Origin of the sequence: Levilactobacillus acidifarinae DSM 19394 = JCM 15949 (assembly GCF_001434835.1) — a bacterium.
Lineage (GTDB): Bacteria > Bacillota > Bacilli > Lactobacillales > Lactobacillaceae > Levilactobacillus > Levilactobacillus acidifarinae.
This window is the reverse complement of the sequence record NZ_AZDV01000005.1, coordinates 164741-178524: the sequence shown is the minus strand read 5'-3', so window position 1 is coordinate 178524 and position 13784 is coordinate 164741. Positions and strand designations below refer to the sequence as shown.

Here is a 13784-nt window from a genome sequence, read left to right as displayed (position 1 = left end):
TCATGTCGAACACATCGCAACCCCACCTACTCCGGGCGTGATTACTTTCTTCATAGTAGTCGTTATGGGGGTAAACGGCAATGGGGGATTATCCTTTCCTAGCTCGCTCAACACCAATCGGCGGTCCCCACCTAATGGGCACCGCCGATTAACGTTATCATGACCCGCCCTCAGGCCCGCTTGGGCGTCGGGGCACAGCCCGCCAGAATCATGTCGATCACACCGCTTAACGGCGTGGTGACCGGATCCACCTGATGGAACCGAACCATCCTTTCGTAGTTTAATAACGTGCTGGTCCCCATGACCAGTAACACGTTGGGGTCCAACGGCCGAATCTCGCCGTTGGTGATGCCCGTTTGCAGGGCCGCCGCGATGTCATCGAAGCGCATAGTGGCTTCTTCACGGGTCAAATCCAGCGTCATCAGCACGGGTGAGGCGATAAACTGCTGAATTAAATCAGCGTCCGTCGGGTTTTCGACCGCAAATTGGTAGAGCGCCCGGGCAAACAGTGCCAGGTCGGCCAAGGCCGTGGCCTGCGGCGTAAAATGGGCAAACAAGTAGTCGGACATCCGTTGCTTGCAACCTAAAAACGTTTGTTTCACCAAGTCGTCCTTGTTCTCGAAGTAAATGTAAATATTGGATTGGGAGATGCCGGCGCGTTTCGCCACCTTGGTCATGGTGATGCCGCCGAGACCCTCCCCGTTAATCAGCTGGGCGGTCGCATCTAAGATGTGTTGCCGTCGATTTTCATCTTTTTCTCGCATATTCCTACTATAAAAGAATTTTTGTTCTGCGTCAATTCGTTAAATTAATCGATTAAAGTTATTGACAAAGAATAGATATTCTTTTATACTCGTCACATTGAGTCAACCCGTTGCGGGTTGCTATTTTTTTAAAACTAAAAAGAATAAATATTCTTTAAAAGGAGACTATTTTATGACTAACACGACCCCCGTTGCTTTAATTACTGGTGCCTCTTCTGGGATGGGCGCTGCCGCCACCCGCGAATTTCTCAAGGCTGGGTACACCGTTTACGCCGGTGCCCGCCGGGTCGACAAGATGGCCCCACTAGCGGACCTTGGCGCTCACCTCATCAGTCTCGACGTGACCGACCCGGCTTCGAACCAACGGGCCGTCGACCAAATTCTAGCCGAAGTCGGCCGCATCGACGTCCTCTTAAACAACGCGGGATACGGCTCGTTCGGTGCCCTCGAAGACGTTTCCCCCGAAGAAGCCAAACGTCAATTTGACGTTAACGTCTTCGGTGCCATGAACTTGACCCAACTAGTCATCCCCACCATGCGGGCCCAACACACTGGGCGGATTATCAACAATTCCTCGACCGGGGGGCAACTCTACTCCCCACTAGGTGGGTGGTACTACGCTTCCAAGCACGCCTTGGAAGCCCTGAGTGATTCGTTACGCTTAGAATTGAAGCCGTTTGGGATCGACGTGATTATCGTGGAACCCGGTGGCACCGACACGAACTGGCAACAGATTACGAACGAACACTTGCTAGCCTCCACGCCACAGGACTCCCCGTACCGAGCCATGGCCGAACAAGTGACGCAAACCACCATTAACGGCCTCTCCACCGCCGAGGACCTGGGTCGCTTGATGCTCAAGGCCGCGACGAGCCGTCACCCTAAGATTCGTTACCAAGCCAAGTTTATCGATAAGGTGATGGTCGTGGCTGCCCGAAAGCTATCTTACCGGACCCTGGATTGGATCGTGGGGGCTTCGCAACGACTACTGACCAAGGCACCGCGGCACACGGATTCCACCATGACCGCCACTTCCCGTCAAAATTAATCCACTAAGATCCAAATGACGATTAGCGACCTAATTTCAATGCACTCGGAAGGTGTCAGCTGGCTAACCGACGGCAGAGATTAGGTCCTTTTGTGATAACCAACTGCGTCCGGTATTCCTTGGCAACGTTCCTCGTCATTTTCGTTAATTAAACCATACACTTAATATTTTCATCATATTCTTTTTAAGACTTGCTATAATTAAGGGAAATTCTAACGAAGGAGCCGTGCTGATGCCCACTTTAACCTGCCACCTGCTAACCCGCCATTCACCCGAACTAGCCACGATCAAAGCCCTCTTAAAAACTCAGTTTCCCCCCGCCGAACAATTTCCTTTCTGGTTTCTGCGCTGGCGCGCCCGGCGACCGGGAATCGACTTCTTAACCTTTTCCGTCGGCTCACAGGTCGTGGGCACGGCCTACCTCATCACCCATCACGGAGTCACGTTGGTGCTCTATCTCGCCGTGACCGCCGCTAACCAGTCCCACGGCTACGGCCGCCAAATGCTGGCAATGCTTCAGGACCGGTATCCTGGTAACCGCTTCACGTTAAACATCGAAACGTTAGACCCCCAGGCACCCGATAACCGTCAGCGCGAGCGGCGCCGTCAATTTTACCTGAACAACCACTACGTCCCCAACGGTCTCACGGTCATCGATAGTGACATCCCCTACGAGGTTCTGGTCGCCAACGGTCAGGTCACCCTGGCAGATTACCGCGCGATTTATCGACAGTTTGCCGGCCCCATTCTCTACCCGTTATTCAAGCCCGCGCTTTCGACCAACGCTCAAAGGTGAACCTGTTTCACGTGAAACAACCAATCATTCCGCTATAGACCAAAAGACGGGACTTCGCTTTACTTGCGAAGTCCCGTCTTCTTTAGTCACTTAATGTTATTGTAGCTAACCTAGTGCGCTCACTTTAGTGGCTCCCTAATCCAAAGCCGGTAACGTCTTCAACACCCGCGCGGGCACGCCACCCACGACGCTATTGTCCGGCACGTCCTTGACTACCACGGCGATAATCGAAATCGGTCAACGCACGGTTCTTGGCGTATGGTAGGCGGTCAAGCACCGTCGGCACCAGTTGCGCCATTTGCTGATAAAAATGGGGTGCTAAGACGTGGGCGAAAACGTCCAGTGGTCGCGACTCTAAAGTCATACTAATGCTCACTCACTTTTCTAAGAGGCTTACTTCTTCTCGTCAATCAAGACCGTTCCGGCCGCCGGATTGTGGTCGAGGGCCCCCACGATGGGATGCGGTTGGTAGGGGGCTTCTAAGAAAGCCACGTCTTCGGCATTCAGGCGCACGGCTGATGCGGCCACGGCATCATCTAAATGGCTGGCCTTAGTCGACCCCACAATCGGTGCCGTAACGCCCTTGGCCCACTGCCAAGCTAAGGCAATCTGTGACATTGACACACCCTTATCTGCCGCTAACTGCGCGACCCGTTCCACGATGGGCTGGTCTTCACTTTCCGTGCGGTCGTACTTGCCCATCGCCACTCTGTCCGTTTGACTGCGAGACGTGGCGACCTGCCAGTCGCGATGGCTGAGATGGCCCGCGGCTAAGGGACTGTACGGCATCAGGGAGACCCCCTGCTGGCGACAAATCGGGATCAGTTCCCGCTCATCCTCGCGGTAGAGTAAATTGTAGTGGTTCTCCATGGTTTGAAAGGTGGCCCAGCCGTGATCCTTAGCGACCTGTTGCATGGTCATGAACTGATAGCCGTACATCGCCGAGGCGCCGATGGCCCGCACTTTTCCGGCCACCACCAGGTCGTTTAACGCCCCCATGGTTTCTTCAACCGGCGTATCGTAGTCAAAGCGGTGGATGATGTAAAGGTCCAGATAGTCGGTGCCCAGGCGCTTGAGCGTCCCATCAATTTCGCGATGGATGGCTTCTTTGGACAGGCGCCCGGCATTAAAGTAGACCTTCGAGGCCAGGACAAACTGGTCGCGCGGCACTTGGAGCGCCTTTAGAGCCCGGCCCAAGTAGCCCTCACTGGTCCCCGCCGAATAGACGTTGGCCGTGTCAAAGAAGTTGATGCCTAAATCCAGTGCGTGCCCAATCACCCGTTCACTAGCGGGATAATCCAGCGACCACGCGTGCATGCTGCCCGGTTGACCAAAACTCATGGCCCCGACGCAGACCGGGGAAACCCGAATATCCGTGTGTCCTAACGTTGAAAATTCCATAATGATCCATCCTTTCTGACGAGCTAAATTCATTGTTGCCAACTTTAGCACTTCAAGTATACTTGAAGTCAAGGAGGGACCTCTATGAAAATCGAAACCGTTGCCCACCAGTATCACCTCACGACCCCCACGCTACGTTACTACGAACAGGAAGGCTTATTGGGGCCAGTTCGTCGGATCAACGGTATCCGCGATTACCAACCGGCCGACTTGGAACGCTTGGATTTCATTGTCTGCGTCAAACGCTGTGGCATGACGTTGCATCAGATTAAGCACTTCGTGGATATTTACCAACAGGATCCCGCCACCCTGCCCGAACGCCTCGAAATTCTGCAAAATCAGCTACAGGTTTCCCGCGAAAAGCAGGCCCAACTAGCCGATTCCATCGACCACTTACAAGATAAGATTACCGACGTGAAAGCGTTGCAGACGACCGAAAATTCGGTGCTGTCCTAATCTAAATCAACGGCTATGCTTCGTCATTTATTAGCTATTAAAAAAATGGCGTGTCCGATGAGCTAATTCATCGGACACGCCATTTTTATCTCACGAGAAACTATCCCAGACGTGTTTCACATGAAACATCGTATTGGTTAACTAATGCCAATCCTGACACTTTAGTTCACGAAATTCTTAGTAGAAACTCGGCTTCGTCCACGCCGTATCCGGTTCCCCAATTCCCAGGCTTTCGCGGTGGTAATCTTGCTTCCCCGTCAACAGGTCACCGGCAAAGGTGGCAACGGCTTCCCTGGTAATCTGAGCGTCCTTAAAGGGTTCGCCCTTCTTGGTCACGTCAACGGTCGTCTTCGTCGCGTCGTCGTACAACCACGTGGTCCGTAAGATGACGTAGTCTAAGTCCGAGTTTTCAATGGCCTCAACAGTGTCAACGTAGTTGGTCTGCCAAACCAGACCCGTGTGTTCGCGGTACCAAGCTTGGAACGGCCCGGCAACTTCTTGGTAAACGTCCGGAACGGACATCGCCACAAAACGCTTCACGCCGCTGTCGTCAAGGGTTTTAATCAACGGCTTAACGATGCCTGGGGTGGCAACGTAGGCTAGAAAAACCGCCGTGGCACCCGTTAAAGCCTGTTTCAAGGCCGTAGCCGTAGTATCGGTCAAATCGCCGTCCACGAAGCTGACCCGCTTACCGGCGAATTGGCTTAACCGGTTAGTGGCATTCCGGCCGTACAAGACCAAATCGGCGTCACTATGATCTAACAACTTTTGAACCGTTAACTGACCGATACGGCCAGTGGCGGCTAAAATCACGTATTTTGACATATTAATAGTCCCTTTCGTTTAATTTCAATCTTCTATTCTGCTAATAAGGTCACTGCCGCTTAATCCCGCAGTGCCTTCAGGCTTTGGCCAAAGATACTTTCAATGGCGGCTGGGTCACGGTGATCGAAGAACTGGCTTTCGTTCTTGTCGAGACCGTTCATAGTAGTCATATCCGCGTCACTCAGTTCAAAATCAAAAACGTCCAGGTTTTCGGCCATCCGCGCCTTGTGCACGGACTTTGGAATCACCACGATACCCCGTTGGAGCAACCAACGTAAGATGACCTGCCCGTTAGCCTTCCCGTACTTTTGCCCAATCGTCGCAATCGTCTCGTTGGCAAAAATTCCGTGTTTCCCTTCCGCAAATGGGGCCCAGGCTTCCGGTTGAATCCCTTGTTGCTTCGCGAATTCTACCGCGTCGGTTTCCTGGAACCACGGTGACGTTTCAATCTGGTTAACGGCTGGTTTCACGCTGGACATCAGTTCGAGGTTCATCACTTGATCCGGTGCAAAGTTCGACACCCCAATCGACTTGATCTTGCCGGCCTTTTGGGCGTCCACCAGGGCCCGCCAAGCACCGGCAACGTCCCCGTAAGGTTGGTGTAACAAGTATAAGTCGAGGTAATCCAGTCCTAACTTGGTCAATGAGTCATCAATGCCCCGAGTCGCCTTTTCGTAGGTGAAATGATCCACCCATAATTTGGACGTTACAAAGATGTCGTCGCGATCAACGGTACTCTTCTTGATCGCCGCACCGACGGCCTCTTCATTCCCGTAAGCGGCCGCCGTATCGATCAAGCGGTACCCGGTTTCTAAGGCGTCGCTCACGGCTTGTTCGGCCTGACTCAAATCGGGCACTTGGAACACCCCAAACCCGAGTTGGGGCATCTTGTGACCATCGTTTAACGTAACGTATTCCATAATTATGATCTCCTTTATTTTTGAATAACTTCTTTTCGATCTCTCAACGGTTATTAGTATAGGGCCGAAACTCTGCCATGAAAATTACCAGTTAAGTATGTTACTATACAGTCAGCGTATAGCAGATGGGAGGATTCACTCTTGGCCTTAAATTTAGAACTCTTAGCAGAACTCGTCGCGTTTCAGCAATACGGCACCTTAAGCGCCACCGCCGAACACCTCATGATTACCCAGCCGTCCGTGACCCGCGGGATGCGGCGACTGGAAGCCGACCTCGGTGTGACCCTATTCGACCGGCGCGTCAGTAACCACATCACGTTAAACGCCACGGGAGTATTAGCGGCGACCGAGGCCCAAAAATTACTGGCGGCTAGCGCCCGCTTCACGGAAACCGTCCTCAACTATGACAACGCCCAACACGAAATTCCCGTGGCCTCAATTGCGCCTGGTCCCACGCGCTTCGTCGACGAAATCAAATTCCAATTACCGGCGCAACTGACCCTCAGTCACGTCAACATTACCGCCGACCAGGTCATCTCCACGCTCCAAACCTTTAAGGCCCGGCTGGTATTTACCGACACGGAAATCATGACCGACGAGATTGAGTCGCTCTACCTGGGAACGGAGTCGCTCGGCCTGGGCATCGACAAGTTCAATCCCCTAGCCCAACGTCAAGCGGTGACCTTTAACGACCTCACCGGGATGAGTTTTCTGGTGGTTCAGGCCATCGGTCCCTGGAAAAAGATCGTCGAGGACAACATCCCCGACGCCTCGTTTCTCTACCAAGCCGACCTGAGCGCCATGAGTCAGATTAGTCGGTACTCTAACTTCCCGTTCTTTTTCTCTAATCTCACACAGGCCACTAAAGCTACCGCGACCCGTTTCGACAACGACGCGCGCAACATGGTCCCGATTGACGATCCCCAAAACAAACTCGAATTCTACGGGGCTTACCTTAAACGCGACCGTCAGACGATGCGCCCCCTCCTGCAAAAAATCAGTCAACTCTGGCCCGCTTAACGCCAGTCAAAAACCCAGCCGGGACTGCTCAATTAACGAGCAATCCCGGCTGGGTTTAATCATGGATTTTTTAGTTTAATTGGCGCGGCGGTCTAACCGAACCACATTTAAGATGGCCATCAATGCCACCACGGCGTAACCCGCGAGTACGATGGCGGCGGTGTTAAACGCCGGCGCAAAGGCACCAATGTTGGCGGTCAACGCCACCACCACGGCTAACCCAATCGATTGACCGGTCTGGTGAAAGGTATTGATGACCCCCGAAACGGCCCCGGCAATCTCGGGGGTCGCGTGGGCTACTCCCAGCGTGGTCAACGGGCTCATGGCAAAGGCCTGGCCGATACCGACTAAGACTAAGGGCCCCGCCAGCGATAACCAGAAGCCCCGTTGCACCCCCACTAAGGCAATCCACAACATCGCCACCACGGAAATGGCGGCGGCCAGAGCGACTATTTTAGCCGCCGACAGACGTTCACTAAGCCGCCCGACCTGCGTCGCAAAGACAAACTGCGGTACCGACATCAGTAACGTGGCGATGGACGCCTGTAACGGTGTGTAATGGTACAAGTTTTGCATTAACTGTGGGACCAGGTATAAGAACGAAAAACACATCCCAATAATGAAGAAGCGGGTGATGTAGGCCCCCACCCGGATTGGATCCCGGAAGAGCTGCAACGGCATAATCGGCCCCGCGGCCCGGCGTTCCTGTAAGACGAACAAAACCAAGAAAATCACGCCCAGGATCAATGCAGTCAAGCGGTACGCCTCACCATTGATGCTGTAGATAATGCCCGCAATGCCTAACACGGAGAACAACGCCCCCAGAATGTCGAGCGCCTCGTGTTGCGCCGCTTGTCCCGGTTTCACATAACGTAACGTTAACCCAAACAGGATCACGCCGACGGGGACGTTGATCAAAAAACCAACGCGCCACGAGGTAAGGCTGGCGATCAGCCCCCCAATCAACAGCCCCAAACTAGCCCCTAAACCGGCGGTCATCCCGTAATAGTTAAAACCCCGTTGCAGCATCTTTCCCTGATAGTTATCCAGCAATAACGCTAACGTGGTGGGCGCCAGCACGGCGGACCCAATCCCCTGAATGGCGCGCATGGCAATGATCATGGGGCCGTTCACCGAAAATCCAACGGCTAGTGACGCCACCGTGAACAGGCCTAACCCCATCAGGAAAAGCCGTCGGCGACCAAAGATATCACCCAATCGTCCGCCTAGGAGTTGGAGGCCCCCAAACGTCAACACGTAAGCGGTCGACACCCACGCCAACGCTTGCGGTCCCATTTGTAGGTCGTGACTAATTTTAACGGTACTGGTGAAAACCACCGAATTATCCAACAAAATCATAAAATAGCTAATTAAGACGATTGGCAAGACAATCCCAAAACGCTGTTTCTTCATTAATTTTTCCTCCCAATCCTTTTCCGTTTAACTCAACGACGCTTAGTTTAGGCGGAAACGCTCAGGAAGAAAATTGCCGATTGAACATGCTACTATTCATTTAGCGTATAGTAAATTTAAGCCTGCTTGTCTCGGCGCAACGTCAGGGTCAAAATCAGGCCTATCCCGTTCAACACCAGTCCAACCACCATCGCCTGCTTAAAGGCCACGGTCATCACCGTTGCTTCACCCGTCAAGGCCACCATCAGCGATAAGCCAATCGACCCACCAACCTGGTGCGCCGCATTGACTAACCCCGACGCGGCCCCGGAATCGGCCAGCCGGACGTGTTGAATCCCCAGGTTGGTCAGGGGACTCATCGCGAAGCCCTGGCCCAACCCCAACAGAATCATCGGCAACCCAATCGCCAGCCAGTAGTTTCGCGTGCCCACCAGGGGAATGGTCATGATAAACCCTAATAGTAAGAACCCCATTCCCACTAGAGCGACGCGGCGTTCCCCCCACCGCGCGACGCTATCCGGAACCCGCAAGGCCGCTAAGAACGTCACGAAGGTCAACGGTACGAAGCCGAAACCCGTCAGTAGCGGCGTAAAGTGTAACGCAGTCTGCAAGTACTCGGCGGCAAACAGGAAATACCCCATCATTGATCCCACAAACAGTGCCCGGACCAGGTACGCGTGGCGGCGGTTACGGTCCGTAAACAGGCTCAGCGGTAACATGGGGTGCGCTTGGCGCTGTTCGATTCCCACAAATAAACCTAGGAGGATCAGCGTCAGTAGTCCCCACGCTAACCAGTTGGTCGCCCCGTTGATGGTGTACACCAGACTGAACAGCGCCAGCATGGACGTAATCGCCCCGGCCGCGTCAAAGGACGTACGTTGTAAGGCCTGCGTGGGCAGCGTACGCCAGGCTACCACAATCATGAAGAGCGCCAAGGGCACGTTGATGAAGAACCCGTACCGCCAAGAAAGTGCACTGGCAAACAGGCCGCCCAGCACCATCCCGATGCTGGTCCCGATGCCCGAAACGGAACTGTACCACGCGATGGCCTTGACCAAGGCATGACCATCGAACGTGTCCATCAGTAACGCCAACGATGTCGGGGCCAATAAGGCCGCCCCGATGCCCTGCACGAACCGCGCGCTAATCATCAGACTCGCGTCCTGTGAAATCCCCGCGAACAACGAGCCCACCCCAAAGAGAATCAGGGCGACCATAAACACCCGTTTACGACCCAAGAGGTCTCCCAAGCGGCCTCCCAGTAAAACCATGCCGCCAAACGCCAGCAGGTAGGCATTTTGAATCCAGGACAGCGAGACCTGGGTCAACTGTAAGTCGTGCTTAATCAGCGTTAAGCCTGTGGTCACAATCGACGCGTCAATCGCCGTCACACAGTAACTTAATAAAACAATGGTTAAAATCCAATTTTTTCTTGTCATGAGTCCTTCTTTTCTGATTTGGTCGGATCGTTAATGGTCGGTTGCGTATCGTGTTCTAACGCCACCACGTAATCGTCGTAAACGCTCAACTTGTGGTCCATGTGGGCCAACGCGTCGTCAATCAAGGCTCGCTGGTCCAACAACTTTTGCCGTTGTTGTAAGAGAATTGCTTTGCGGGCCGCGCGGGTGACCGTCCCCTGGGGGACTAACCGCACGTACGCTTGAATCGACGTAATTGATACCCCAGAACGGCGCAACGCCTGAACGTAATGAATCCAGGCGAGGTCACTGGGCCGGTAGTCCCGAAACCCGTTGGCGTCGCGGGGGACCGGCGGAATCACTTGCAACCGCTCGTAGTACCGTAGCGTTTGAATCGAGATGTTAAATTTTTGACTGACTGCGGAAATTTTCATCCTCAGGACCTCCTCGTCATCCCTAACGAAAACCAGTCTATTCCCTATACTTAGGTATAGGGCAAGGGACTCGTTCAAATTATATTTTTCAATCTGAATTCTTGCCGGACACTTAGTCTAGTGACGCTCAACGATAGTCTTGAAACGTCCACCCAAAAATAGGGTGTTCCGCCTAACCCGTGGGCACATTCCCAGAGATTCTTGGTGAACTTCTTTTGATTGTCATCGTTGATCGAATTGATTGGCGCCGTGCCCGTGGATCCCGGCGGGACGACAATCGTTTCAATGCTGTTTTAAGCAATACCATTAACTAATAATATGACGACTTGATAAAGTGAAAACACTGACCCTATACTTATCATTGGTAGTAGAAACAATTAAACATTTTACATAGTTTTAAGGAGGAAAAGTTAAATGCCATATCTTAAGACGTCACTCTTCGTTGCCGCTCTAGCGGTTGGCTTGATTGCGCCCGCAGCGGTTGGCACCACCCCGGCCGCAACCTACGGTACCCCCGTGATTGCCCACGCCGACAGCACCTTTATCACTTCGGGAACCATTGGTCAGGACTGTCACTGGGCATTGACCAATGACGGAAAAACTTTAACGCTTAGTGGCAAGAACGCCACCTTACCCAATGGCTCTCCCAACTTTGCAGTCAGTCCCATTGAAGCGCTGATTGATGCGGAACAAGATCCAGGACAGCAGAATTATTCCGCTGAGTTTCATGCGGATCAAGTAACGAAGCTTGTCTTACAAGACCCCATGAACACGGGAACCGATGCGTCCTCCCTTTTTTCTGGCTTCATGCGCGTTGATAAAATTGATGGTTTAGAGAATCTGAACACCACCGCCGCGACCACCATGAATTCAATGTTCGACAACGATCAATATTTAACAGATCTGGATTTAAGTCACTTCGATACCCACAACGTCACCGACATGAGTTCTATGTTTAGTGACGATGAGTTGTTACCCTCACTGGATCTTAGCCACCTTAATACCAAACAAGTTACGAACATGAGTTACATGTTTGACTCTGATTTTAAATTAACCAACTTGACCCTTGGCGCTAACTTTGATACCCACGGCGTCACCGACATGAGTTACATGTTTAGTTCTGATGCCAGGTTAACCAATGTGGACCTCAGCATGTTTGACACCTCAAGCGTCACTAATATGCATCGTATGTTTTACGATGATAGTGTCCTAGCTACCTTGGATCTCAGTCACTTCGCCACACCGGCCGTTACAGACATGGGGGAAATGTTTAACTCTGATCCAGCGTTAACGAGTCTGACCTTAGGGACTGGCTTCGATACCCAAAACGTCACCACCATGAACCACATGTTTGCGGGGGACACGGTGTTAGCTTCACTAGACACCAGCCACTTTGTCACGACTTCCAAATTGACGGATACGAGCTTCATGTTTGATGGTGACGCCGCTTTAACCAAACTGGATCTGAGTCATTTTGATACCTCAAACGTGACCGATATGGATCATATGTTTGACGGCGATGCGGCTCTAACCCAGCTTGATCTGGGGTCATTCGATACGTCAAACGTAACCGATATGAGTAATATGTTTGCCGGGACCACCAAGTTATCAGACCTGAATATTGCCAACTTTACGACGGCTCAGGTCGCCCAATTTGGGTCGATGTTTAACGGTGCCGCCAGTCTTACGCAACTCGACCTTTCAAAATTCGTCACGACTGGCGTAGTTGCCGTTTCTTATATGGTCGGCGGCACGGGAATGAGCAATATGTTCGCCGGGATGACCGCCTTAAAACGGCTCAATATTGCCAATTTCGATTCCCGCGTCTTCTCCACCGCAGAATATCTCGGAGAGGATGCCACCACCGATCACCTCTTTCAAGGTGACAACCAATTAACTGAACTGACGCTGGGGCCGAATACGCAGTTTCTTCTCGGGCTCAACGCCGGTTATCAAGGTGATCCCGATACGAATCATTCACCGGATCTCCCGGCTATCACCCCATCCACTACCTACACGGGTAAGTGGCGCGCGGTTGCTGGCGGAACCCTGACCGCTCCGGCTGGTAAAACGGCCTACTCCAGCGACGACCTGGTCAAATTATACAGTGGCGAAAACCGGCCAACTGCCGCAACGACCTACGTTTGGGAGCCCCTCGTAACGCTCGGTCAGCCCGTCACGATCCATTACGTTGACGAGCAAGGAAAGTCGATCCACGCCACGCGTGAACTTTCCGGCAACGTTGGCAGCAGCTATACCATCACTCCCGACAGTCTCCCGGATTACGAGTTCGTCAAAGCTAGTCAGGGCGCCCTCAAGGGAACTTATAGCGCCAAACCACAACAAGTCACCCTGGTCTATCACTCAACGGCAACGACCCCTAGTTCGGACACCAGTTCTAGTAGCAGTAGTTCCAACAACACTAGTTCTAGCAGCACCAGTTCCAGCAACTCTAGCTCCAGCAACTCTAGCTCCAGCAACACCAGTTCCAACAACACCAGTTTCAACAACACCAGTTCCAACAGCACTAGTTCCAACAGCACTAGTTCCAACAGCACCAGTTCCAACAGCACTAGTTCCAACAGCACTAGTTCTAACAGCACCAGTTCCAACAACGCCACTAGCACTAGTAACGCTAATGCCACTAGCACCAGCAACACCACTGGTACTAGTAACGCCAACAGTACCAGTTCAATCACATCCAGTTCAACGCCGAACGTAACCATCCCGGTAACGAAGAAGGGCCAAACCATTACTGCCGTCAAGAAGCTCGCCCTTTACCGGACGCCTAACTTCAGTCAACACACGCGAAAGTTCTACTACGCTCAACGACCACGGACCAAGCGGCCCCAGTTCATCATTACCGGGATCGCTCAATCGCGGGCCGGTCACAAACGTTACTTGGTCCGAGACGTGACGCCGAACGCTAAACGCAAAGGCCAAACCGGCTACTTAACCGCCAAATCCGGTTTTACGGTCAACACCTACTACCAACACGCCCCGAAGCGCGTTGAGCTCTTATCTGGAACAAACGCTTATCGCGAAGTCGCCCTCAAACACCGGGTTAAGCACTTCAAGCGCGGCCAGGTCCTGCGGGTCAAGAAGCTGGTTAACTACCATTCAACAACCCGGTTGGTCCTCACCAACGGGACGTACATCACGGGCAACAAGGCCCAGGTCTTAGCTAAATAAGAGCCTACCGTTATTAATCCGCTAAGAACGAAACCAGTTGCCGATTGAAGCTACCACAAAAAATAGAGTCCAGGACCTTGGTCCTCGGCTCTATTTT

At 52.7% G+C, this 13784-nt stretch carries 13 protein-coding genes; 5 read left to right on the top strand and 8 right to left on the bottom strand.

Going from position 1 to position 13784, the window contains the following annotated elements:
• Nucleotides 1-170: 170 nt before the first annotated feature.
• On the bottom strand, nucleotides 171-764 hold the full coding sequence (locus tag FD25_RS03145) for a TetR/AcrR family transcriptional regulator (RefSeq protein ID WP_057801211.1): 594 nt from the start codon (nucleotides 762-764) through the stop codon (nucleotides 171-173).
• 172 nt (nucleotides 765-936) lie between these two features.
• Here FD25_RS03145 and FD25_RS03140 point away from each other — a divergent pair, with 172 nt between their 5' ends.
• Nucleotides 937-1812: an oxidoreductase gene (locus tag FD25_RS03140; protein WP_057801209.1), complete on the top strand. Its 876-nt coding sequence runs from the start codon at nucleotides 937-939 to the stop codon at nucleotides 1810-1812.
• A 232-nt stretch (nucleotides 1813-2044) separates the two neighbouring features.
• A complete protein-coding gene (locus FD25_RS03135; RefSeq protein WP_057801207.1) occupies nucleotides 2045-2608 on the top strand; it encodes a GNAT family N-acetyltransferase in 564 nt (187 codons plus the stop codon).
• A gap of 190 nt (nucleotides 2609-2798) precedes the next feature.
• Here the strand turns inward: FD25_RS03135 and FD25_RS14035 are convergent, their stop codons facing one another.
• Both FD25_RS14035 and FD25_RS03130 read right to left on the bottom strand, forming a co-directional pair.
• Entirely contained in the window at nucleotides 2799-2972 is a 174-nt protein-coding gene (locus tag FD25_RS14035) for a hypothetical protein (RefSeq protein WP_157050048.1), read from the bottom strand.
• A gap of 29 nt (nucleotides 2973-3001) precedes the next feature.
• Nucleotides 3002-4009, bottom strand: coding sequence for an aldo/keto reductase (locus FD25_RS03130; RefSeq protein WP_057801205.1), 1008 nt, complete (start codon nucleotides 4007-4009; stop codon nucleotides 3002-3004).
• Nucleotides 4010-4093: 84 nt separating this feature from the next.
• On the opposite strand from FD25_RS03130, the gene FD25_RS03125 reads away from it, so the two are divergent.
• Nucleotides 4094-4465, top strand: coding sequence for a MerR family transcriptional regulator (locus FD25_RS03125; RefSeq protein ID WP_057801203.1), 372 nt, complete (start codon nucleotides 4094-4096; stop codon nucleotides 4463-4465).
• Between the two features lie 177 nt (nucleotides 4466-4642).
• Here FD25_RS03125 and FD25_RS03120 read toward each other — a convergent pair whose 3' ends face one another.
• Nucleotides 4643-5290 (bottom strand): NAD(P)H-binding protein, encoded by a 648-nt coding sequence (locus FD25_RS03120; protein ID WP_057801201.1) that lies wholly within the window; start codon nucleotides 5288-5290, stop codon nucleotides 4643-4645.
• Nucleotides 5291-5349: 59 nt separating this feature from the next.
• The gene (locus tag FD25_RS03115; RefSeq protein ID WP_057801199.1) at nucleotides 5350-6210 is read right to left on the bottom strand and encodes an aldo/keto reductase; all 861 of its coding nucleotides are present in this window, start codon (nucleotides 6208-6210) and stop codon (nucleotides 5350-5352) included.
• 141 nt (nucleotides 6211-6351) lie between these two features.
• Between FD25_RS03115 and FD25_RS03110 the strand changes: the two genes are divergently transcribed.
• The gene (locus FD25_RS03110; protein WP_057801197.1) at nucleotides 6352-7230 is read left to right on the top strand and encodes a LysR family transcriptional regulator; all 879 of its coding nucleotides are present in this window, start codon (nucleotides 6352-6354) and stop codon (nucleotides 7228-7230) included.
• A gap of 75 nt (nucleotides 7231-7305) precedes the next feature.
• Here FD25_RS03110 and FD25_RS03105 read toward each other — a convergent pair whose 3' ends face one another.
• The 3 genes from FD25_RS03105 to FD25_RS03095 form a co-directional block, all read right to left on the bottom strand.
• The gene (locus FD25_RS03105; RefSeq protein WP_057801194.1) at nucleotides 7306-8643 is read right to left on the bottom strand and encodes an MFS transporter; all 1338 of its coding nucleotides are present in this window, start codon (nucleotides 8641-8643) and stop codon (nucleotides 7306-7308) included.
• Nucleotides 8644-8759: 116 nt separating this feature from the next.
• Complete coding sequence (locus tag FD25_RS03100) at nucleotides 8760-10082, bottom strand: MFS transporter (RefSeq protein ID WP_057801192.1); 1323 nt, start codon at nucleotides 10080-10082, stop codon at nucleotides 8760-8762.
• Nucleotides 10079-10495 (bottom strand): MerR family transcriptional regulator, encoded by a 417-nt coding sequence (locus tag FD25_RS03095; RefSeq protein ID WP_057801191.1) that lies wholly within the window; start codon nucleotides 10493-10495, stop codon nucleotides 10079-10081. Before FD25_RS03095 ends, FD25_RS03100 begins: the two co-directional genes overlap by 4 nt.
• Before the next feature lie 414 nt (nucleotides 10496-10909).
• On the opposite strand from FD25_RS03095, the gene FD25_RS03090 reads away from it, so the two are divergent.
• Entirely contained in the window at nucleotides 10910-13687 is a 2778-nt protein-coding gene (locus FD25_RS03090; RefSeq protein WP_057801189.1) for a BspA family leucine-rich repeat surface protein, read from the top strand.
• Nucleotides 13688-13784: the final 97 nt, after the last annotated feature.

Coding starts and splice junctions, on each gene's coding strand:
- FD25_RS03090 (WP_057801189.1), top strand. CDS start 10,910: ATGCCATATCTTAAGACGTCACTCTTCGTTGCCGCTCTAGCGGTTGGC.
- FD25_RS03095 (WP_057801191.1), bottom strand. CDS start 10,495: ATGAAAATTTCCGCAGTCAGTCAAAAATTTAACATCTCGATTCAAACG.
- FD25_RS03125 (WP_057801203.1), top strand. CDS start 4,094: ATGAAAATCGAAACCGTTGCCCACCAGTATCACCTCACGACCCCCACG.
- FD25_RS03140 (WP_057801209.1), top strand. CDS start 937: ATGACTAACACGACCCCCGTTGCTTTAATTACTGGTGCCTCTTCTGGG.
- FD25_RS03135 (WP_057801207.1), top strand. CDS start 2,045: ATGCCCACTTTAACCTGCCACCTGCTAACCCGCCATTCACCCGAACTA.
- FD25_RS03145 (WP_057801211.1), bottom strand. CDS start 764: ATGCGAGAAAAAGATGAAAATCGACGGCAACACATCTTAGATGCGACC.
- FD25_RS03130 (WP_057801205.1), bottom strand. CDS start 4,009: ATGGAATTTTCAACGTTAGGACACACGGATATTCGGGTTTCCCCGGTC.
- FD25_RS03120 (WP_057801201.1), bottom strand. CDS start 5,290: ATGTCAAAATACGTGATTTTAGCCGCCACTGGCCGTATCGGTCAGTTA.
- FD25_RS03100 (WP_057801192.1), bottom strand. CDS start 10,082: ATGACAAGAAAAAATTGGATTTTAACCATTGTTTTATTAAGTTACTGT.
- FD25_RS14035 (WP_157050048.1), bottom strand. CDS start 2,972: ATGACTTTAGAGTCGCGACCACTGGACGTTTTCGCCCACGTCTTAGCA.
- FD25_RS03105 (WP_057801194.1), bottom strand. CDS start 8,643: ATGAAGAAACAGCGTTTTGGGATTGTCTTGCCAATCGTCTTAATTAGC.
- FD25_RS03115 (WP_057801199.1), bottom strand. CDS start 6,210: ATGGAATACGTTACGTTAAACGATGGTCACAAGATGCCCCAACTCGGG.